The 18,898-nt window shown below is 58.6% G+C and carries 15 protein-coding genes, 1 tRNA gene and 1 pseudogene; 7 read left to right on the top strand and 10 right to left on the bottom strand.

Annotated elements, in window-relative coordinates; all coding sequences use genetic code 11:
- Positions 1-68: 68 nt before the first annotated feature.
- Positions 69-1,184, bottom strand: a complete 1,116-nt coding sequence (locus ACQZ6D_RS20555) for an FAD binding domain-containing protein (protein ID WP_448730121.1) — start codon at positions 1,182-1,184, stop codon at positions 69-71.
- Between the two features lie 10 nt (positions 1,185-1,194).
- On the bottom strand, positions 1,195-2,418 hold the full coding sequence (locus ACQZ6D_RS20550; RefSeq protein ID WP_448730122.1) for an MFS transporter: 1,224 nt from the start codon (positions 2,416-2,418) through the stop codon (positions 1,195-1,197).
- A gap of 156 nt (positions 2,419-2,574) precedes the next feature.
- Between ACQZ6D_RS20550 and ACQZ6D_RS20545 the strand changes: the two genes are divergently transcribed.
- Positions 2,575-4,860 carry an FdhF/YdeP family oxidoreductase gene (locus ACQZ6D_RS20545; protein ID WP_115064512.1) on the top strand — a complete coding sequence of 762 codons (2,286 nt, stop codon included), beginning with the start codon at positions 2,575-2,577 and terminating at the stop codon, positions 4,858-4,860.
- A gap of 219 nt (positions 4,861-5,079) precedes the next feature.
- Complete coding sequence (locus tag ACQZ6D_RS20540; protein WP_003519268.1) at positions 5,080-5,661, top strand: TetR/AcrR family transcriptional regulator; 582 nt, start codon at positions 5,080-5,082, stop codon at positions 5,659-5,661.
- Positions 5,662-5,701: 40 nt separating this feature from the next.
- On the opposite strand, the gene ACQZ6D_RS20535 is transcribed toward ACQZ6D_RS20540, so the two are convergent.
- The 4 genes from ACQZ6D_RS20535 to ACQZ6D_RS20520 form a co-directional block, all read right to left on the bottom strand.
- On the bottom strand, positions 5,702-6,706 hold the full coding sequence (locus ACQZ6D_RS20535; protein WP_003519270.1) for an NADP-dependent oxidoreductase: 1,005 nt from the start codon (positions 6,704-6,706) through the stop codon (positions 5,702-5,704).
- A gap of 111 nt (positions 6,707-6,817) precedes the next feature.
- A complete protein-coding gene (locus tag ACQZ6D_RS20530; protein WP_003519271.1) occupies positions 6,818-7,642 on the bottom strand; it encodes an oxidoreductase in 825 nt (274 codons plus the stop codon).
- Between the two features lie 254 nt (positions 7,643-7,896).
- Positions 7,897-8,991: an alkene reductase gene (locus ACQZ6D_RS20525; RefSeq protein ID WP_003519272.1), complete on the bottom strand. Its 1,095-nt coding sequence runs from the start codon at positions 8,989-8,991 to the stop codon at positions 7,897-7,899.
- 48 nt (positions 8,992-9,039) lie between these two features.
- Entirely contained in the window at positions 9,040-9,828 is a 789-nt protein-coding gene (locus ACQZ6D_RS20520; protein ID WP_003519273.1) for an SDR family NAD(P)-dependent oxidoreductase, read from the bottom strand.
- A gap of 112 nt (positions 9,829-9,940) precedes the next feature.
- On the opposite strand from ACQZ6D_RS20520, the gene ACQZ6D_RS20515 reads away from it, so the two are divergent.
- A complete protein-coding gene (locus tag ACQZ6D_RS20515) occupies positions 9,941-10,489 on the top strand; it encodes a TetR/AcrR family transcriptional regulator (protein ID WP_065658404.1) in 549 nt (182 codons plus the stop codon).
- A 47-nt stretch (positions 10,490-10,536) separates the two neighbouring features.
- Here the strand turns inward: ACQZ6D_RS20515 and ACQZ6D_RS20510 are convergent.
- The 3 genes and pseudogenes from ACQZ6D_RS20510 to ACQZ6D_RS20500 form a co-directional block, all read right to left on the bottom strand.
- A pseudogene (locus tag ACQZ6D_RS20510) lies at positions 10,537-10,686 on the bottom strand (IS3 family transposase); the annotation flags it as partial.
- Between the two features lie 172 nt (positions 10,687-10,858).
- Positions 10,859-13,969 (bottom strand): efflux RND transporter permease subunit, encoded by a 3,111-nt coding sequence (locus ACQZ6D_RS20505; RefSeq protein WP_111801726.1) that lies wholly within the window; start codon positions 13,967-13,969, stop codon positions 10,859-10,861.
- Entirely contained in the window at positions 13,969-15,081 is a 1,113-nt protein-coding gene (locus tag ACQZ6D_RS20500; RefSeq protein ID WP_111802152.1) for an efflux RND transporter periplasmic adaptor subunit, read from the bottom strand. Before ACQZ6D_RS20500 ends, ACQZ6D_RS20505 begins: the two co-directional genes overlap by 1 nt.
- Positions 15,082-15,179: 98 nt before the next feature.
- On the opposite strand from ACQZ6D_RS20500, the gene ACQZ6D_RS20495 reads away from it, so the two are divergent.
- The 4 genes from ACQZ6D_RS20495 (at position 15,180) to ACQZ6D_RS20480 (ending at position 18,599) form a co-directional block, all read left to right on the top strand.
- Complete coding sequence (locus ACQZ6D_RS20495; protein WP_003519277.1) at positions 15,180-15,767, top strand: TetR/AcrR family transcriptional regulator; 588 nt, start codon at positions 15,180-15,182, stop codon at positions 15,765-15,767.
- 164 nt (positions 15,768-15,931) lie between these two features.
- Positions 15,932-17,215 (top strand): beta-ketoacyl-ACP synthase II, encoded by a 1,284-nt coding sequence (fabF, locus tag ACQZ6D_RS20490; RefSeq protein WP_025595181.1) that lies wholly within the window; start codon positions 15,932-15,934, stop codon positions 17,213-17,215.
- Positions 17,216-17,272: 57 nt separating this feature from the next.
- Positions 17,273-18,277 (top strand): cell division protein FtsZ, encoded by a 1,005-nt coding sequence (gene ftsZ / locus ACQZ6D_RS20485; protein ID WP_111804895.1) that lies wholly within the window; start codon positions 17,273-17,275, stop codon positions 18,275-18,277.
- Between the two features lie 103 nt (positions 18,278-18,380).
- Positions 18,381-18,599, top strand: coding sequence for a hypothetical protein (locus ACQZ6D_RS20480; protein WP_245260850.1), 219 nt, complete (start codon positions 18,381-18,383; stop codon positions 18,597-18,599).
- A gap of 200 nt (positions 18,600-18,799) precedes the next feature.
- On the opposite strand, the gene ACQZ6D_RS20475 is transcribed toward ACQZ6D_RS20480, so the two are convergent.
- Positions 18,800-18,876: transfer RNA gene (locus tag ACQZ6D_RS20475), tRNA-Met, on the bottom strand.
- Positions 18,877-18,898 lie beyond the last annotated feature (22 nt).

Raw genomic sequence — 18,898 nt, 5'->3', positions numbered from 1 at the left:
CCCGCTGGCAGAAGCCAGCGGGTTAAAAATATCGTTCTTGAGTACCGTGACAGACAGCCGGTCGATACTCAGATAGCCGACGCACCGAGTTGCCGGCCATAAGCAACGATTTCCCGGCCAACCGCGATGCGATCATCCTCGAACCGCTGCAAGGCACTGGGAAGGTCAACCTCGGACTCCAGGCAGTTGCTCAACGCCATGACATCGCCCGCTGCTTTCGACACGCCCATCGCGGTGTGCGGACGCGCGACAAAGGCGGCGTCGCCGATGAGGACGACCGAACGGCCCGTCATGCGGGGCGACTCGTAGTCGAAAATGCCCTGGATAGAGGGGCTTGGCTCCGCCTCGACCGCCTGGGCGAATTGCGGCGGAAGCATCTGCAGCGCATCGACGCGCAACGCCTCCAGACGGTCGCTCGACAAGCCACCACGCGGCAGCGAAAATGCATGCGTTCGCCCATCCAGATCGGTGAACGTGTGGGCAAGTTCGCTTGCTGGCACTTTGCGATACCAGACCCAGTTATATCGGCGATTGCCGATGTCCATTTCGCCCTTTGAGCCCGGGACAAGATAACCGAGCGCATGTACGCCCGGCCCGACATGAAAGGCAAACCGGTCGAGAAGCAGATTAGCTGCCGTTGGAAGCCTCGTTTCCGGTATCAATCCACGCCATGCGACATAGCCGGAATAGCGGTTTTGAGTGTCTCCGGGATTGACCGCTGCGCGCACCACCGAACCAAGGCCATCGGCACCGATAACCAGATCGGCATTCACCCGCGTGCCGTCACCAAAAATCAGCTCCGCGCCACTCTCGCCATCCAGCACTTTGACGACATCCCGACCCAGCACATAGCTTCCTGAAGCGATGCGGGAAGCGACAGTTTCGAACAGGTAGTCCCAGGAGATCTGGGTCTGGGGCGCCTTAACGGTCTGGGCGATACGGCCGTCCTGATCGAGATAGATGCGTTCCTTAGCCACCACGCCGATACGGGCGACATGCTCGCAGCCAATCAGCCGGAGAATGTGCAGCAGGTCCCTTTGACCGACGAGGCCAGCTCCCCGACCTGCAAGACCGCTCTTCGATCGCTCGTAAATGCGAACATCGTGGCCAGCCTGTTGTAACATGATGCCAGCGAAGAGGCCGGCAAGCGAACCGCCGACGATTCCTATACGTAGCTTTTCCATCGTTCCGCCCTCAGTTTCCGACAACCGTCGACGAATGCCGGCGATGATGAAATATTTTAACCGCGAAGGCTGCGAGGCCAAACGCCGCGCCGAGAAGGCTGACGACAAGCCAGCCGCCCTGCCCCCAGGCCAGTGTCGCCATCGCCGAACCTGTGGCACCCCCCAGAAACATTCCAGTCATGAAGACCGTGTTGAGACGGCTACGCGCATCGGCATCCAGGGCATAAATGATGTGCTGGTTAGAAATCAGCGCGCTCTGTATGCCGAAATCAAGCACGATGACGCCCACAACCAAGGAAGCGATCGATGCCCAGAGGCCGAAGATTAGCCAGGCGGCGATCGTCAATCCGGCGCCCATCCAGACCACGAAATGCGGTCCCCGTCTGTCGGCAACAACTCCTGCCAGAGGCGCTGCAAATATGCCGACCGCACCGACGATCCCAAACAGACCCGCGACATCCGCACCGAGCTGAAATTCTGGCCCCGCCAGATAGAGAGCGAGGATGGTCCAGAAGGCCGTGAACGACGCGAACAGAAACGCCTGGATGATAGTCGCTGCCCTCAAGGCCGGGTGGCGTTTCCATAGCTGGCCGAGCGACCGGAGCGCCTGATGATATCGCAAAGTCGAGGTTGGCCGATGATGCGGCAGGACCGCAAACATGAGGCCCGCGGCGAGCAGGGCAAGCGGTACGCCGATCCAGAACATTTCCCGCCAGCCGGCGTGTTCGCCCACAAAGCCCGAGAGGGTGCGGCTGAACAATATGCCCGACAATACGCCTGCCATGACGGTGCCGATTGTGGCGCCGCGCTTTTCGGGCGCGGCCAGCGATGCCGCAAAGGGCACGATCTGCTGGGCGACTGTCGAGCATGCTCCAACCATGACCGATGCTGCAACCAGCATCCAGGCCGTCGGCGCCAGTGCAGCCAGCGCGAGCGCGGCGGCAAGCACCACGAATTGCCCAATGATCATCCGGCGGCGATTAACGAGGTCGCCGAGCGGCAGTAAAAGGAACAACCCCAGTGCGTAACCGAGTTGCGTTGCGGTGGGCACCATGCCGGTAACTGGCTGCCGACTGAAATCCGCCTCGATGAGCCCGAGCATCGGCTGATTGTAGTAGATGTTTGCGACGGCAATACCGCCCGCGACGGCCATGGCCAGAAGCGCCACTTGTCCGATCGCATCATTGTGGGTGGCGCTTGCCGCCCCGGCTTGCATCTGTCCTGTCTTTTCCATGATACTGTTCCACCGCCAATCTTGATCTGGGCAAAATATGCTCAATCTCGTTGGCCGCACATTCGATAGACGTCTACCTGGACCTATACATCGGTCTAGGTTCGTACTGATGCGTTCGATGCTAGATTTATTGAAACACGCTGAAGGGAGACTGTGATGAGCGAGAAGCGGCCGGATGGGATAGAGCATTATACAGCGCCAGCAGGTGGCTGGGGCGCACTAAAAGCCGTTGCCAAAACCCTTGCTCACCAGCAGATCATCGCCGAGGGCGCGGCGACATTGTTAAAGGCAAACCAGCCCGAAGGCTTCGATTGTCCCGGCTGCGCCTGGCCCGATCCGAAGCACACAAGTTCGTTTGAGTTCTGCGAGAACGGAGCAAAAGCGATCACCTGGGAATCGACGGCCAAGCGGGTTGGCCCCGATTTCTTTGCCGCTCATTCGGTGACTGATCTCTGGCAATGGACCGACCACAAGCTTGAAGATCAGGGGCGCCTGACGCATCCGCTGATCTATGATCATGCCAGTGACCGCTACGTGCCGATCGAATGGGATGCCGCATTCGCGCGTATTGCCTCGGAGTTGAACGCCCTTCCCAGCCCTCATATGGCCGAGTTCTACACGTCCGGTCGTGCCTCCAACGAAGCGGCGTTTCTCTTTCAGCTCTTCGTTCGCGCCTATGGCACCAACAATTTCCCCGACTGTTCCAACATGTGCCACGAAGCCACCAGCGTCGGTCTGCCCCTGTCGATCGGTGTCGGCAAGGGCACTGTAACGCTGGAGGATTTCGATCATGCCGACGCGATCTTTTCGTTCGGGCACAATCCCGGCACCAACCATCCGCGCATGATGACGACATTACATGAGGCCTCCCGCAGGGGTGTGCCGATCGTCGTCTTTAATCCACTCAAGGAGCGGGCGCTGGAGCGGTTTGCAGCCCCCCAGGATCCGATCGAAATGGCGACGATGTCATCCACGCCGATCGCATCTGCCTATCATCAGGTTCGTACCGGCGGCGATCTTGCCGCACTCAAGGGCATGATGAAGCGCATCTTCGAGCGCGACGCGGCCGATATCGAAGCTGGCGGACCCGGCGTCATCGACCGCGATTTCATCGCGGCGCATACGATTGGCCTCGAAGCCCTGCAAGCCGATGTAGATCAGACGCAATGGCCGGAGATTATCGAGAAATCCGGCCTCTCACTGGAAGCACTCGATAGCGCCGTGGATGTCTACCTCAAGGCGAAAAACGTCATTCTCTGTTATGGCATGGGCATCACACAGCATGCCCATGGCACGGCCAATGTGCAGCAACTCGCCAATTTCCTGATGCTGCGCGGCAATATAGGCCGGCCAGGCGCCGGTATCTGTCCCCTGCGCGGCCATTCCAACGTTCAGGGCGACCGAACCGTCGGCATCACTGAAATTCCCAATGAGGCTCTTCTTGCTGGCATGGAGAAAGCCTTCGGTTTCCGCCCGTCTGGTGAAAAGGGCCATAATGCCGTGGAGGCAATCGAGGCCATCATTGAGGGCAGGTCGAAAGCGTTGGTGTGTCTTGGTGGCAATCTTGCTGTCGCCATGTCCGATCCTGAAGCGACGTTCGCGGGCATGCGGAAACTCGATATGGCCGTTCATCTTGCGACAAAGCTCAATCGCTCGCATCTGCTGCTGGCAAAGACATCGATCCTCCTGCCGGTTCTGGGCCGAACGGATCTGGATATTCAGGCGACAGGGCGCCAATCCGTCACGGTAGAGGATTCCATGTCGATGGTGCACGCGTCGCGCGGTTTCCTCAAACCGCCAAGCGATGAGTTGCGCTCGGAACCCTGGATCGTTGCCGGCATGGCCAAGGCGACGCTAGGTAACCGGCACGACATCGACTGGGACGGCATGGCCGGCGACTATGAGCAGATCCGCGACAAGATCGAAATCGTATTTCCCGATTTTCATGATTTCAATACGCGCGTGAAAACGCCCGGAGGCTTCCGGCTCACTGTCGCGGCTTCTGATCGTGTGTGGAATACGCCGTCCGGCAAGGCCGAATTTCTCGTCGCACCGGGCCTTGATGAGGACACACGCTTGCACGACCCCGAAGCCCTTTTGCTGACCACCTTGCGCAGTCATGACCAGTACAACACCACCATATACAGCCTCGACGACCGCTACCGTGGTGTCTACGGCCGCCGCGACGTCATCTTCATGAACCAGCGGGACCTTGAAACGCGGGGACTAAGAGACGGAGACCTCATCGATGTCGAAGCAATTTGCGGGAGTGGCGCCAAAACCGCTACCGGATTTACCGCCGTTGCCTACAATATTCCGCCCGGCTCGGTAGCAGGTTATTACCCCGAAATGAACCAGGTCATTGCCCTCGCAGACTACGACAGGAAATCCGGGACCCCAGCATATAAGGGCGTTCCAGTGAGGATACGCCGATCCACGTAACCGAGCTTTATTTTACCAAACAATCCGGGCCAGCTTCCCAGAAACAGAAGCTTCGTTGCAGCCAGCGACAAGATGTCGGCGGCGAAGGACGGAAAATTAGGTAGCCGATACGACGTGTTCCTTGTGTTGAGCGCATTATTAATGATAAGCGTCAGCAATACTCTCAATCCATGATAATATCCAACATCATGGAGACGGCGCCGTCGAAAGGGTTCTGACATGCGGATCACCAAGGAAAAGAAGCAGGAAAATCATGACCGGATTGTTGCGATTGCATCCGGGATGTTTCGCGAACGAGGGTTCGATGGCGTTGGCGTGGCTGACCTGATGGAGGGTGCGGGCCTGACCCATGGTGGATTTTACAACCACTTCGTCTCGAAGGAGGCGCTCATAGCAGAAACCTCCGCCAAAGGGTTTTCCGAAACGTTGGCACGCTATGCCGGGTATGATTTGGGCGAGATGATCGACGCCTACATCTCGCGCACGCATCGTGATGCGCGTGGCCAAGGCTGCACGGCCGCTGCACTGAGCGGGGAAGCAGCGCGGCTGCCAAACGAAACCAGAGCTGTTTTCGGCGAAGGCATCGAGCGCCTTGTTGACGCACTGGAGAGCAATCTTGCGGCGAACCAGCCCGCCGGCTCAAATGCCCGCACGCAAGCCATCAGCATTATGGCGCAAGCTGTCGGGGCCATCGTGCTATCGCGGGCCTGCCCGGACGCATCGGCCCTGGCGGATGAAATTCTCGATATTTGCCGCGCCGATTGCCGGGCCTCTGTCGAAAATGGCGGGCGGGAGCAATAGGGCCGCAGCCATGCGGCCCCATCTCCTGCAAAATACGAACTCAGTCTGCGACCTTCACAACGACCTTGCCCCTGGCGCGCCCGGTCTCTACATGGGCCAAGGCCTCCGCCGTCTGAGCAAAGGGAAATACCTTGTCCACGACCGGACGGATCACGCCGGCGTCGATCAGCTTGGCGATCTGGGCAAGTTGTTGCCCTTCCGCGCGCATAAACAGGAAGGAATACAAGACGCCCCGGCTTTTCGCCTTCTTCAGCACGCCCCGGCTCAGCATCCGTACCACCAAGCGCAGGAACAGGTTCAGCCCCAGAGATCTGGCAAAGGGAACATCCGGCGGCCCCGAGATCGATATCAACCGACCACCCGGTTTCAGAACATTCAGCGACTTGGCCAGCGTCTTGGCATCCTGACTGTTCAGCACCAGATCATAACCGGATAGCACCTGTTCGAAATCCTGCGTCCTGTAGTCGATCACCACATCGGCGCCGAGGCTTTTGACCAGGTCAATATTCGCGGCACTGGTCGTGGTGGCCACCGTGGCGCCGAGATGCTTGGCAAGCTGGATGGCAAAGGTCCCAACCCCTCCGGAACCAGCCTGAATGAACACTTTCTGGCCGGGCTTGACCTTGCCGACCTCCACCAGCGCCTGCCAGGCGGTCAGTCCAACCAGCGGTATGGATGCAGCCTGCTCCATCGAAAGGCTCGCGGGCTTCAGCGCTACATCGGCGGCGTCAATTGCGATGAACTCTGCAAAGGTACCAGCCCGGTGATCCCTCGGACGGGCGTAAACCTCGTCCCCAGCCTTGAATTGCCGCACATTCGCGCCCACGCTTACAACCGTTCCGGCTAGATCGTGACCCAGAATAAAGGGCGGGCGATAGGGCAGGAACAGCTTGAACTCGCCGTCCCTTACCTTGGAATCCAGAAGGTTGATCGCCGTGGCCTGAATGCGAACCAGAACATCATTCGCGCCCATCCGGGGCTCGGGCATGTCTGCCAGACGCAAGGCGCCCTTCTTTTTGTATTTGTCGACAACGAAGGCTTTCACGGACGTTCTCCAGTGTAAAAATATTATCGGCTCAGATGGCTAAAAAAGCCAAGGCTTTCAGCGCGAACTGAGCATGTTGTTGGAAGGCCCTGCCGTGGCCGTCATTCTCGCTCACGCGATGTTGAATTGCTTGCGCAAGGTTCGATCAAACAGCGCGCGCGGCAGGAAACGCCGGGCAAACGAGGTCTGCCGGGCCGCCTTGCCGGAGGGGTAGCGCAACCGCGGCGCCTTGTCCTGCGCCGCCATCAGGATGGTGGCCGCAACATCATCCGCCGTGTCGCCGGTCGCCATGGCCAAGTCAAACGCCGTGCGGTATCTGGCCAGTGTCTGGCCATAGGCTGCAACCGGACGGTCGCCTTGCGGAGAGTTGGCCTCGATCGAAGTTTTCGTTGCCCAAGGCTCGATCACGGCGACACGGATGCCGAACTGGCGAACCTCATGGTCCAGCGATTCCGAATAGCCCTCAATGGCGTGCTTGCTGGCCGAGTAATAGGCTCCAAAAGGACCGGGTATTAAGCCCAGGACAGAGCCGATGTTCAATATCCTGCCATAGCCCTGTTGGCGCATCATCGGCAACACGGCATTGGTCACCCGAACGACACCCAGAAAATTGGTTTCGAACAGCGAACGAACCTGATCCACCGAGCTTTCTTCGGCCGCCCCGGACAGGGCGTAACCGGCATTGTTGACCAGAAGGTCGATACGGCCAAGTTCCTGATGCGCCAGCGCCACGGCATCCGAGACAGACAAATCGGAAGTCACGTCACAAGCAATCATCCGAATGCCATCACGTATCTCGCCAGGTGCGGCCTTACGACTCGTGCCAATCACCCGGTAGCCTGCCCGGGCCAGAGCCGTGGCGGCCGCCTTGCCAATCCCACTGGAAGCCCCGGTCACAAAGGCAGTCTTCTGTCTTTTAGTAGCAAACGTCGCCATAGCGTCTTTCTCTCTTTTCGGTATCACCATGGATTGCCGCCAAGGCATATGGTTTTACGACACTAATTTTATGATGATTTCCGTCATCATTGATGATTTTTAATGATATATATCATCATTAAAGTCAAGCGTGACTTTCAGACGGCGAGGGAAAGGGTAACCCTTCAGTGTCGGGACCCGGCACCAATCCGCAACGGATCAGGCACAGCACACTGATTTGATGGGGCCGCACCAGCGAGCGACCCCAAAAGTAGTCAACGCCCGGCAGCTGCCGCCAAAGAGGGGTAATCGATATAACCCGCAGCACCGCCACCGTAGAGCGTAGCCGGGTTTATCTCTGCCAACGGCGCATCGCTTTTCAATCGTTCAACCAAATCGGGATTGGCAATGAACGGCCGGCCGAAGGCGATCAGATCCGCCAGGCCCTCGGTAAGATGCGAAGTCGCCAGTTCGAGGTCATAGCCGTTGTTGGCGATATAGGTCTTGCTGAAGCGACGGCGCAATGATCCGAAGTCGAATGGCGCGACATCGCGCCGCCCACCTGTGGCACCCTCGACGACATGAATGTACACGATGCCAAGGGCTTCGAGCTGATCGACGATGTAATCGAACTGCGCCTGCGGATCAGTACTCGAAATGCCATTGGCGGGCGAGACCGGCGAGATGCGGATGCCGGTGCGTGCAGCGCCGATTTCCTGGACAACCGCGGCCGTGACTTCCAGCATGAGGCGCGCACGGTTTTCGACAGAGCCGCCATAGGCGTCTGTGCGAACATTGGCACCGTCCTTGGCGAACTGATCAAGCAGATAGCCGTTGGCCCCGTGGATCTCGACACCATCGAAACCAGCCTCGATGGCGTTGGCTGCTGCCTGACGGAAATCGTCGACGATCCCAGGAAGCTCTTCCAGTTCAAGGGCACGGGGTTGCGAAACGTCCACGAAGGCATTGTTGACGAACGTCTTTGTCTCGGCGCGGATGGCTGAAGGGGCAACCGGCGCTGCGCCGTTCGGCTGGAGATCAACATGGCTGATGCGACCGACGTGCCAGAGCTGGAGGAATATATGGCCACCCTTCTCGTGCACCGCACTGGTGACCTTGCGCCAGCCTTCGATCTGCGCCTGGGTATAGATACCGGGCGTGTCCTGGTATCCCTGCCCCTGCTGTGATATTTGCGTGGCCTCGGAAATGATGAGCCCGGCAGAAGCACGCTGGCCGTAATATTCAGCCGTCAGGTCACCTGCGACAAAGCCCGAACCGGCGCGATTGCGCGTCAGGGGCGCCATGACGATCCGGTTGGAAAGCGTCAAGGAGCCGAGCGTATAGGGTTCGAAAAGCGTCTTTTTAGTCATGATTTACCTATGTGTTGCCGCCGCAGCGGTATGGGTTGCGCGGTCTGCTCAAGCGACGGTGCGGTACCGTTCGGCTGGCAGCGCATTGCCGAAGTTGGCCAGCATGGTCTTGCGCGCAGCTTCAAAGGCTTCCCACTGACCGGCATCGGGAAGCGGCGGGATGGTCACCGGCTCGCGACGGTCGAAGCCGACCAGAGCCGCATCCACAAGATCGCCCACCTCCATGACGTTGTTCAGTGCATTGACGTCGGCGCCGACATGGTCCCAGATTTCGGTTCGAGTCGTGGCGGGAAGAACAGCCTGAACGTAGACGCCCTTCGGTCCAAGCTCGAGGCTAAGCCCCTGAGACAGGAAGAGGACAAAGGCCTTGGTTGCGCCGTAGACCGTCATGCCGAACTCCGGCGCCAGACCAACCACGGAGCCGATGTTGACGATTGCACCCTCACCTTTCTTGACGAGTCGAGGAGCAATTGCGCTGGCAAGGCGAACGAGTGCAGTCGAGTTGAGTGCAACAAGCCGGGCCATGTCGTCGGTGCTCTGCTCGATGAACGTTCCACCGATGGCCGTTCCGGCATTATTGACGAGGATGCCGATGCTGTCATCGTCGCGCAGTCTCGTCTCTACTTTCGCAAGATCGGCGAGTTGCGTGAGATCCGCCTGGACGATGTCTATGGCCACGCCGGTTTCCTGTCGCAGACGGCTTGCAACGGCCTCCATTCGCGCCACGTCACGGGCGACCAGCACGAGATCGTGGCCGCGCCGCGCAAACCGATCGGCATAGGTTGCACCAATACCGGTGGAGGCGCCGGTGATGAGGACTGCAGGATTTGTGCTCATAGGATTGCTCTTTTCTGTGATGGAACCTATATTCATGACAATCGTCATGATTGGATTTAAATATGATAGCCATCATGTAAATGTCAACGACCATGTTGGGAGAATTGTGAAAATGAAGGTCAGCCGAGAACAGATGGCGGAAAACCGTCGCCGGATTCTGGATGTCGCCAGCCGGCTGTTTCGCGACAAGGGGTTCGATGCCGTCAGCGTTGCGGAGGTGATGAAGGCAGCCGGTCTTACTCACGGCGGCTTTTATGGACATTTCAGTTCAAAAGACGATCTGGTCGCGGAGACCCTTGCCCATGCCCTTGCTTCAGATAGCGTCGGAGGAGGCAACTTCAGCGATTTCGTCAAATCCTATCTTGCGCCTCGCCATCGCGACAACGCTGCCGGTGGCTGCCCAACCGCCGGTCTCGCTGCAGCAATTCGCCATCAGACGCCGCCGGCGCGCTCCGCCATGACAGAAGGCCTTCGTGCGCAGATCAGCCGGATCGAAAAGGCACTCCCGCAACTGGACCCGGCAGATCGCCGGCGCACAGCGATAGGAAGCTGGGCGGCCATGGTTGGGGCGGTCATACTCGCCCGGGCAATCGACGATCCGGAACTATCGGACGAGATTCTGGAACAGACGCACGCATGGATCGACAACAGCGTCAGTTAGTCCGCAAAAAACGACGACGCGTACCGGCATGACCTCCCACGGAACCTTCATCCAAATGCGATTGGAGGTTCTGCGTTTTTCAACATTCCATTTGGCGCGGTGTGGCAAATCGGTGGCAAAGCGAAGCTTTGATCTCCCGCAGCATTGGAGCCGGGCGCAGTGATGATCCCGGCATAGGCTGCCGGGGTCTGGTATCCGTGCTACTAGTCCGGGCGGAAGATCGGTCCGGATGTGGATAAGATGGAAAATCCCAGCCTTTCAACGGTGCTCGGCCAGATGGTGTGAGGCCACGCATTGTTCGGCTCCTGCTGCCCTTAAATGCCGCCGTCACATCACGCTTCAGGTTTGAGCCGGCACGCATGGACGCCCCTACTCTGCCGCGAGCGCCAGTGGCTGCCCTACGTGCTCGACCGTCTCTTTTTCGGCACCCGCCTTGGGTGGCTTGATCCGGAACCAGACAGCATAGAGAGCCGGAAGGAAGAGCAGGATCATCACCGTGCCTGCTGCCGTTCCACCGATCAGGGTATAGGCCATCGACCCCCAAAATACTGAGTGGGTCAGAGGTATGAACGCCAGGATCGCCGCGAGAGCCGTCAGGATCACGGGTCGTGTCCGCTGCACTGTCGCTTCGATAACGGCATGATAGTCATCAAGCCCCGCCGCCTGGTTCTCCTTGATTTGCTCTGTCAGGATAAGCGTGTTGCGCATCAGGATACCCGCCAGTCCGATCAAGCCGAGAATGGCGTTGAAGCCGAAAGGCTGATTGAACAGGAGCAGGGTCGGAACCACCCCGGCAAGACCAAGCGGCGCTGTCAGCATCACCATTGTCATTGTCGAGAGACTGCGAACCTGCAGAATGATGACGATCAGCATGGCAGCAATCATCACCGGGAAAACCTGAGCGAGTGCCGTATTCGCCTTGAGAGACTCCTCGATGTTGCCGCCCATCTCGATACGATATCCAACGGGAAGCGACGCGATGAGTGGCTGCAGAGCTTTCATAACCTGTTGGGAAACCTCCGGAGGCTGCGTCGCCTCGTTGATATCAGACCTGATCGTGATGACAGGCGTGCGGTCACGACGCTTCAGGATAGGTTCTTCAAACCGGATTTCGGAGTGCCCGAGTTGATCCAGCGGAACCTGACGGCCATCCCTGCTCATCAGAGAGAAATCGGCAAGACGTGACGGATCGAGGCGGTTTTCGCCAGCACTGCGAGCGACGACGGGCACGTTGCGGATATTGTCGCGCACCTGCGTAACGGGGATGCCGGAGAGCAGCATCTGCAATTGCTGGGCTGCCTCCGATGGAGAAAGACCAATCAGATTGAGCCGCTCCTGGTCGGGCACAAATCGCAGAACGGGTGTTCGGTTGCCCCAGTCACGGTTGGCTTGGCGAACATCGGGGATAGTCTTCATGATCGCCAGAGCCTGCTCAGAAATCCTGTAGAGTTCATCCTGATCGGGACCCATGATCCGGAACTCGACCGGGAACGGCGTGTAAGGACCAAACACAAGCTGGGTGACGCGGACGGACGCTTCAGGAACAAGACCCTCCGAAATAGCTGCACGAAGGCGATGCTTCAGTTCTTCACGTGCGTGGGCATCGGGTGTGAGCACGACGACCTTGGCGAAGGCAGGGTCAGGTAGTTCCGGTGCCATGGCAAAGAAGAACCGGGGTGCGCCCTGCCCTACGTACGACGTGACGATATTGGTCTCAGGCTGAGTTTGCAGCCAGTCCTCGACTTTCTTCACCGCAGATGCCGTCGCCTCGATGCTTGTGCCCTCGGGCATGCGCACCTCAACCAGCACCTCAGGCCGATCCGATGTCGGGAAAAACTGTTGTTTCACGCCGCCCATTCCAACGACCGAAACGGCCATGGAAATGCCGACCACGGCGCAGACCATGAACTTATGGCGGACAGCGAACTCGATGACGGAGCGCAGACGGCGATAATTCGGCGTGTCATAGATGGCGTGATGACCGCCCTCGACCGGCTTGATGTTGGGCAACATCTTCACACCGAGATAGGGCGTGAAGGTGACGGCGACGATCCAGGATACGATGAGCGCAAAGCCCACGACCCAGAAGATGTTACCGGCATATTCGCCTGCGGTCGACTTGGCAAAACCCACGGGCATCAGCCCGATGATCGTGACCAGCGTGCCGGACAGCATCGGCGCTGCCGTATGGCTCCAGGCATAGGCGGCCGCCTTGATGCGGTCCATGCCCTCCTCCATCTTCACCACCATCACTTCGATGGCAATGATGGCATCGTCAACTAGAAGGCCAAGCGCGAGGATCAAAGCGCCAAGCGTGATGCGGTCGAAGAAGCGCCCGGTCTCCAGCATGATGAGAAAGACCACCGCAAGGGTGAGTGGCACAGCAAGAGCGACAACAATACCAACGCGCCAGCCAAGTGCCACCAGACTGACAAACAGAACCACGCCAAGCGCCATCGCGAACTTGAGCATGAACTCGCCGACGGCTTCATCGATGTTGACGGCCTGGTCGCTGACTTTGGTAAGCGTCATCCCCAGCGGCAACGTTTGCGCAATGGCGGCAGAGCGAGCCTCAAGCGCCTTGCCGAGATCAAGACCGTTCCATCCCGCCTGCATCACCGCACCCAGCATGATTGTCGGTTCACCTTCGTGGCGGATGATATACGTGGCGGGATCCTGATAACCGCGTCGCACCTCTGCAAGATCGGAGAGCTTCAGGGTTCGTCCAGCAGCAACGATCGGCGTGTCGGCAATCGCCTGCACACTGTTGTAAGCTCCGTCGAAGCGGATAAAGACCTGTGGGCCTCGTGTGTCGATTGAACCCGCAGGCGTGACCGTGTTCTGTCGCTGCAACGCAGAAGCGATATCCTGCGCGGATATGCCGAGTGTCGCGAGCTTCGCATACGAGAACTCGACGAAAATCTGCTCGGGGCGCTCACCGACGATGTTGATTTTCTTGACGCCAGGCACGTGCAGGAGGTCCTGGCGGATGACTTCCGCTTGCCGAACGAGATCGCGCATCGGCATTCCCTTTGCCTTCAGTGCATAGAGGCCGAAACTCACGTCAGAATATTCGTCGTTGACGAATGGGCCCATGACGCCCGGCGGGAGATTGCGGGCTTCGTCGCCAAGCTTCTTGCGCGCCTGATAGAACTCTTCTGCAACCGCACTTGCCGGCGTGTTATCCTTGAGGGTGACGGTCAGGAAAGCGTAACCTGGCCTCGTTGTGGTCTCGACGCGGTCGTACCAGGTCAGTTCCTGAATACGTTTCTCAAGCGGCTCGGCGACGAGGTCCTGCATTTCTCGCGCCGTTGCACCCGGCCAGACTGACGTGACCGTCAATGTCTTGATGGTGAAGGACGGATCCTCGGCGCGCCCCAGCTTGACGAAAGCGTAGACGCCGGCTGCGGCCAGCAGCACGATAAAGAACAAGGTGATAGCACGTTCGCGAACCGCGATGGCTGACAGGTTGAAGCGCATTAGTTTTTCACCTCTTGGCTCGAGGCAATCCTGACGGTCGCACCATCGTCGAGAAGATGCGCGCCGAGGGCAACGACCTGCTCCCCGGTCCCGATCCCCGTGACAAATGCCGTCTCCTCGCCAATCTGCTGAACTTTAATCGGGGTGAACTTCACCTTTGACGTGGCGCCGTCGACGACCCACACGCCTGTGCGATTACCGTCGTCCAGAATGGCGCCGACGGGCACGGTGACTTCCGACTGGCGTTCGGCATCCGGTGTTCTGATTGTTACAGTGGCGCCAAGCGGTGCTGAGGCCGCATCACCCTCAAGAATGTAACGCGCTTCATAGGTTCTCGTTTGAGGATCAGCCGAATCGGAGATTTGTCGCAGTCTGGCGTTTCCACTAAGCCCGTCGCTTCCATAAACACTGGCCTGTGCTTCCGATCCCACCTTAGGTCGCAGTGTCTCAGGCAGCCAGACGACCGCCTCGCGAGGGCCCGCCTTTGCGAGTTGAACAACCGTCTGGCCGGCGGCGACCACTTGTCCCGGATCACCGAGAGTTTCGACGACCGTTCCATCCGAGTCAGCAACAAGAGTGGTGTAGGTTGCCGCATTCTCGGCAACCTCCGCTTCGGCCTCGGCCGCCGCAAGCTGTGCCGTCGCTGTATCGAGAGCCGCCTTTGCCTGTTCATAACGCTGGGGCGTGGCCGCCAGGCCATTCTTGACCAGTGCCGCATAGCGCTTCTCATCGGCTTCCGCCTGAAGCAGAATAGCACGCGCTGATATGACCGAATTCCGCTTTGCTGTCAGTGCAAGCTGAAGATCGGTCTCATCAATGCGCATCAGCGGTTGGCCCTGTTTGACCTGCTGACCGACATCGACCAGCCGCTCCACGATTTTACCGGGAACGCGAAATCCGAGATTGCTTTGAACGCGCGATGCGACCGTCCCGGTGAATGACCGATCGGCCCTGCCGGTCCTTTTCGCCTCCGCAATCCTTACCAGTGGTGAAGCCGTCCTTGGGTCTGCGACCTCGGCTTCCCGTTTTGGGGTTTCAGAAACGAGGAAAAAGGCGGCGGCCCCAGCCGCTGCGACAAGACCCACGACAGTCAGGACATGTTTGCGTTTCATTGTAAGTTCTCTTCTTGACCAGCGGTGCAAATGATTTAGATTGCGATCTAAATCTATGTGCGCTATAAATGTCAAACGAAATCTAACCGGAGGTCGATATGAGAGTGAGCCGGGCACAAGCCGAGGAAAATCGGGAGACGGTGATCAACGTTGCCAGCCGTCTGTTTCGCGAGCACGGATTCGATGGCATTGGCCTGAAAGATTTGATGAAGGGTGCAGGACTCACCCAAGGCGGGTTCTACAAGCAATTTGCATCGAAGGACGATCTTGCAGCCCAGGCTTCGAGGCGCGCGATGGAAAGCGCTACACGCAGATGGTCTGAAGCGGCTGCGGACAGTTCCGATCCTCTCGAAGCAGTGATGGCGTTCTATCTGTCCAAGGACCACCGTGGAGAAAAGGCAGAAGGCTGCCCCCTGGTGGCACTGGGGTCGGACGCTACTCGGCAGAGTGAAGAAGTCAGGCGTCCATTCGAGGATGGGATACGCGCTCACTTCGAGGTGCTCAATGAACTGCTTGATGACACCAGAAGCTCCAATCCCAGCGGCAAAGCGATGGCGATCCTGTCTCTCATGGTCGGCGCCGTTACCCTGTCGCGGATCATGGAAGACGAGAATACGTCTCAAGGAATCCTCGACGCAGCGGCGGAGGAAATCAGGCGCATCGCAGGCGCTGATCATGCGGCCTGAGGATCGCGCTCGGTAGCTAGGGAAAACAAAAGCCAAACGCAGTCGCCGCGTCGGGTTCGGGCGGATGCGATTTAGGCACTGCATATCCGGAGAACAGGCCCTGACCGCACCGTCGGTCGGGATGCCGAAGGCATGCCAATTTAAACGAAGAACAGGTGTAAAACATGCGTCGTATCGTTGTCACAGGAATGGGAGCTGTCAGTCCCCTTGGAGCGAATGTCGGTATCTCCTGGTCGCGCCTGCTCGCGGGTCGAAGTGGCATTCGACGGCTGGGTGACGACGTGGTGGCGGACCTTCCATCGAAAATCGGGGGCATTGTCCCCTCATTGATGGAAGATCCCGAGGGCGGCTTCGATCCCGACACCATTGTGGCTCCGAAGGACCAACGCAAGGTCGACCGTTTTATCATATTTGCACTGGCAGCCGCGGAAGAAGCGCTTGCACAAGCAAACTGGAAGCCGACCTCGAATGAGGAACGGCTGAGGACCGCGACGATTATCGCGTCCGGTATAGGCGGCTTTCCTGCGATAACCGAAGCGGTCCGCACCGTCGATCAACGCGGTGTCCGTCGCCTTTCGCCCTTCACCATACCGTCGTTCCTGGTCAATCTCGCAGCCGGGCATGTCTCAATCCGTCATGGCTTCAAAGGCCCTCTCGGTGCACCGGTAACCGCGTGCGCCGCCGGCGTTCAGGCAATTGGCGATGCTGCGAGGCTTATTCGGTCAAATGAAGCCGAAATTGCGATATGCGGCGGAACAGAAGCCTGCATGAACATCGTCAGCCTCGGGGGTTTTGCAGCCGCCAGATCTCTGTCGACTGCTTTCAACGAAACACCAGACAAGGCATCGCGCCCCTTCGACACATCACGCGATGGCTTCGTCATGGGCGAAGGAGCGGGCATGCTTGTCATTGAATCCCTGAGCCATGCGCTTGCTCGCGGCGCTACACCAATTGCCGAACTCGTCGGATACGGCACGACAGCCGACGCTCATCACATCACGTCAGGACCAGAAGACGGGAACGGTGCCAAAAGAGCCATGGAGATCGCCATTGCGCAGGCAGGCATTTCCCCCCGCGAAATAGGTCATCTGAATGCCCACGCCACCTCGACCCCGGTCGGAGACCTCGGCGAAATCAGGGCCATCAAAAGTATCTTTGGTTCCGAGAAGACTGTCGCTGTCAGCGGGACGAAGTCAGCAACAGGACACCTACTTGGCGCGGCTGGAGGATTGGAAGCAATCTTCACCATTCTAGCACTCCAGCATCAGATTGCGCCGCCAACTCTCAACCTGAATGCTCCGGATCCGGAAGCCGAAGGCATCGATTTTGTGGCGAACCACGCGCGCCAATTAGACGCTGAATTCGCAATATCCAATGGTTTCGGTTTTGGCGGTGTCAATGCGAGCGCAGTGTTCCGGCGGTGGCCGAAGGCAAACGGCGCTGGCTGAGGATCAGCGTCGCGCCACCACACGCTGAAACTGTTTTCGCTTGGGACTTGAACGTCAATGAACCAGACCTTGGGCACGACACCGGACATACTGCACCTCAAACCGAGGATTGCCGTTATAGGCGTCGGCGGCGGTGGTGGTAATGCGGTCAACAACATGATGGCGCAGAAGCTGCAAGGGGTAGAATTCATTGCAGCAAACACCGATGCGCAAGCTCTCTCCATGTCTAAAGCCCCACGAGTTGTTCAACTCGGCCTGATCGCGACTGGCGGGCTTGGGGCCGGATCACTCGCCGAGATCGGACAAGCGGCGGCCGAAGAAACGATCGACGAAATCATGGACCATCTGACCGGGATGCATATGTGTTTCGTGACCGCGGGCATGGGGGGCGGCACTGGAACGGGCGCCGCGCCTGTTATAGCTCGAGCTGCGCGGAAGGCCGGAATACTGACGGTCGGCGTGGTAACCATGCCATTCGCATTTGAGGGCATACATCGAATGCGAATGGCCCAACACGGGGTAGAGTGTCTAGCCGAAAGCGCGGATGCCGTGATCGTGATCCCAAATCAGAACCTTTTCCGGGTGGCAGATGCCACAACGACGTTTGCTGAGGCTTTCGAAATGGCGGATCGGGTTCTTTATGCAGGCGTCAGCTCCGTCGTCGATCTGATTGTCAGGGAAGGGCTTATCAATCTCGATTTCGCCGACCTAAGGTCAGTGATGCGCGGTATGGGCCGAGCTGTGATGGGCACGGGAGAAGCGGCAGGCGAAGGCCGTGCAAGAGCTGCCGCCGAAGCAGCGATTGCTAATCCGCTTTTTGACGACACATCGGTCAAAGGTGCCAAAGGGCTCCTCGTCTCGATTTCCGGTGGACCGGACATGACGCTGTTCGATGTGGACGAAGCGGCCACGCGCGTGCGCGAAGAGGTCGACGCTAACGCCGATGTCGTGATCGGCGCGACGTTCGACGATGCGCTTGCGGGTCGACTGAAAGTGTCCGTTGTCGCGAGCGGATTGCGACAACCGGCAGAGGTGATCTTTCTTGCGGAGCGCACGGGGTGAGCCTGCTCCTTTGCACCCTCGAGCGAGCATGTCCTTGCAGACTTGAGAGTGCCTGCGTGTCTGCTACCGCCCGGCCCAAGATAGGGCGACATAGAAAATTCCAGTGAAATCGATCGAGAGAAAACAGCACATGCTGAAGCACTTCTTAGAAAAATGGCGTCTATGGGAAGAAGCATTCCTCGGTATCGATGATTTGCAGGGGGACTATCTCTTCTCCTTGGAAAAGCGCGTGGCTCGGCTCGAGGCAGCTACGGAGGCGTTAGATAGAAAACGGCTGCCTGCGACCTTGCCCGAATCTGCCGAAACAACGCCACGTCGGTGACGCGGAAACCCTGATCACAGAGTGAATGCCGCTCTGAGCGCTTGAAGTGCTTGTTCCGGCTCGTGTTTTACAAAGGCCTAGGTGCACGCTATCAGAGCCCCACGTGGCTATACCGCCAGCAATTCATTTGCGGTATCCAAGGCCCTAAACGCAAGGCGCCCTCCGGGATGGGAGGGCTTTGTTGTTGATAGTCTTGAAGATGGTTGCGGGGGCAGGATTTGAACCTGCGGCCTTCAGGTTATGAGCCTGACGAGCTACCGGGCTGCTCCACCCCGCGTTACCAGCGTAAATCCCTATTG

This window comes from Agrobacterium sp. 22-3639C2 (assembly GCF_053522105.1).
The sequence above is the reverse complement of the archived record's forward strand: the minus strand, read 5'-3'. Positions and strand labels throughout refer to the sequence as shown.

Excerpts from the sequence above, each read along its gene's own strand:
- ACQZ6D_RS20525 (WP_003519272.1), bottom strand. The coding sequence starts at position 8,991 with ATGACTAAAAAGACGCTTTTCGAACCCTATACGCTCGGCTCCTTGACG.
- ACQZ6D_RS20545 (WP_115064512.1), top strand. The coding sequence starts at position 2,575 with ATGAGCGAGAAGCGGCCGGATGGGATAGAGCATTATACAGCGCCAGCA.
- ACQZ6D_RS20495 (WP_003519277.1), top strand. The coding sequence starts at position 15,180 with ATGAGAGTGAGCCGGGCACAAGCCGAGGAAAATCGGGAGACGGTGATC.
- ACQZ6D_RS20555 (WP_448730121.1), bottom strand. The coding sequence starts at position 1,184 with ATGGAAAAGCTACGTATAGGAATCGTCGGCGGTTCGCTTGCCGGCCTC.
- ACQZ6D_RS20505 (WP_111801726.1), bottom strand. The coding sequence starts at position 13,969 with ATGCGCTTCAACCTGTCAGCCATCGCGGTTCGCGAACGTGCTATCACC.
- ACQZ6D_RS20500 (WP_111802152.1), bottom strand. The coding sequence starts at position 15,081 with ATGAAACGCAAACATGTCCTGACTGTCGTGGGTCTTGTCGCAGCGGCT.
- ftsZ (WP_111804895.1), top strand. The coding sequence starts at position 17,273 with ATGAACCAGACCTTGGGCACGACACCGGACATACTGCACCTCAAACCG.
- ACQZ6D_RS20550 (WP_448730122.1), bottom strand. The coding sequence starts at position 2,418 with ATGGAAAAGACAGGACAGATGCAAGCCGGGGCGGCAAGCGCCACCCAC.
- ACQZ6D_RS20520 (WP_003519273.1), bottom strand. The coding sequence starts at position 9,828 with ATGAGCACAAATCCTGCAGTCCTCATCACCGGCGCCTCCACCGGTATT.
- ACQZ6D_RS20515 (WP_065658404.1), top strand. The coding sequence starts at position 9,941 with ATGAAGGTCAGCCGAGAACAGATGGCGGAAAACCGTCGCCGGATTCTG.
- ACQZ6D_RS20530 (WP_003519271.1), bottom strand. The coding sequence starts at position 7,642 with ATGGCGACGTTTGCTACTAAAAGACAGAAGACTGCCTTTGTGACCGGG.
- fabF (WP_025595181.1), top strand. The coding sequence starts at position 15,932 with ATGCGTCGTATCGTTGTCACAGGAATGGGAGCTGTCAGTCCCCTTGGA.
- ACQZ6D_RS20540 (WP_003519268.1), top strand. The coding sequence starts at position 5,080 with ATGCGGATCACCAAGGAAAAGAAGCAGGAAAATCATGACCGGATTGTT.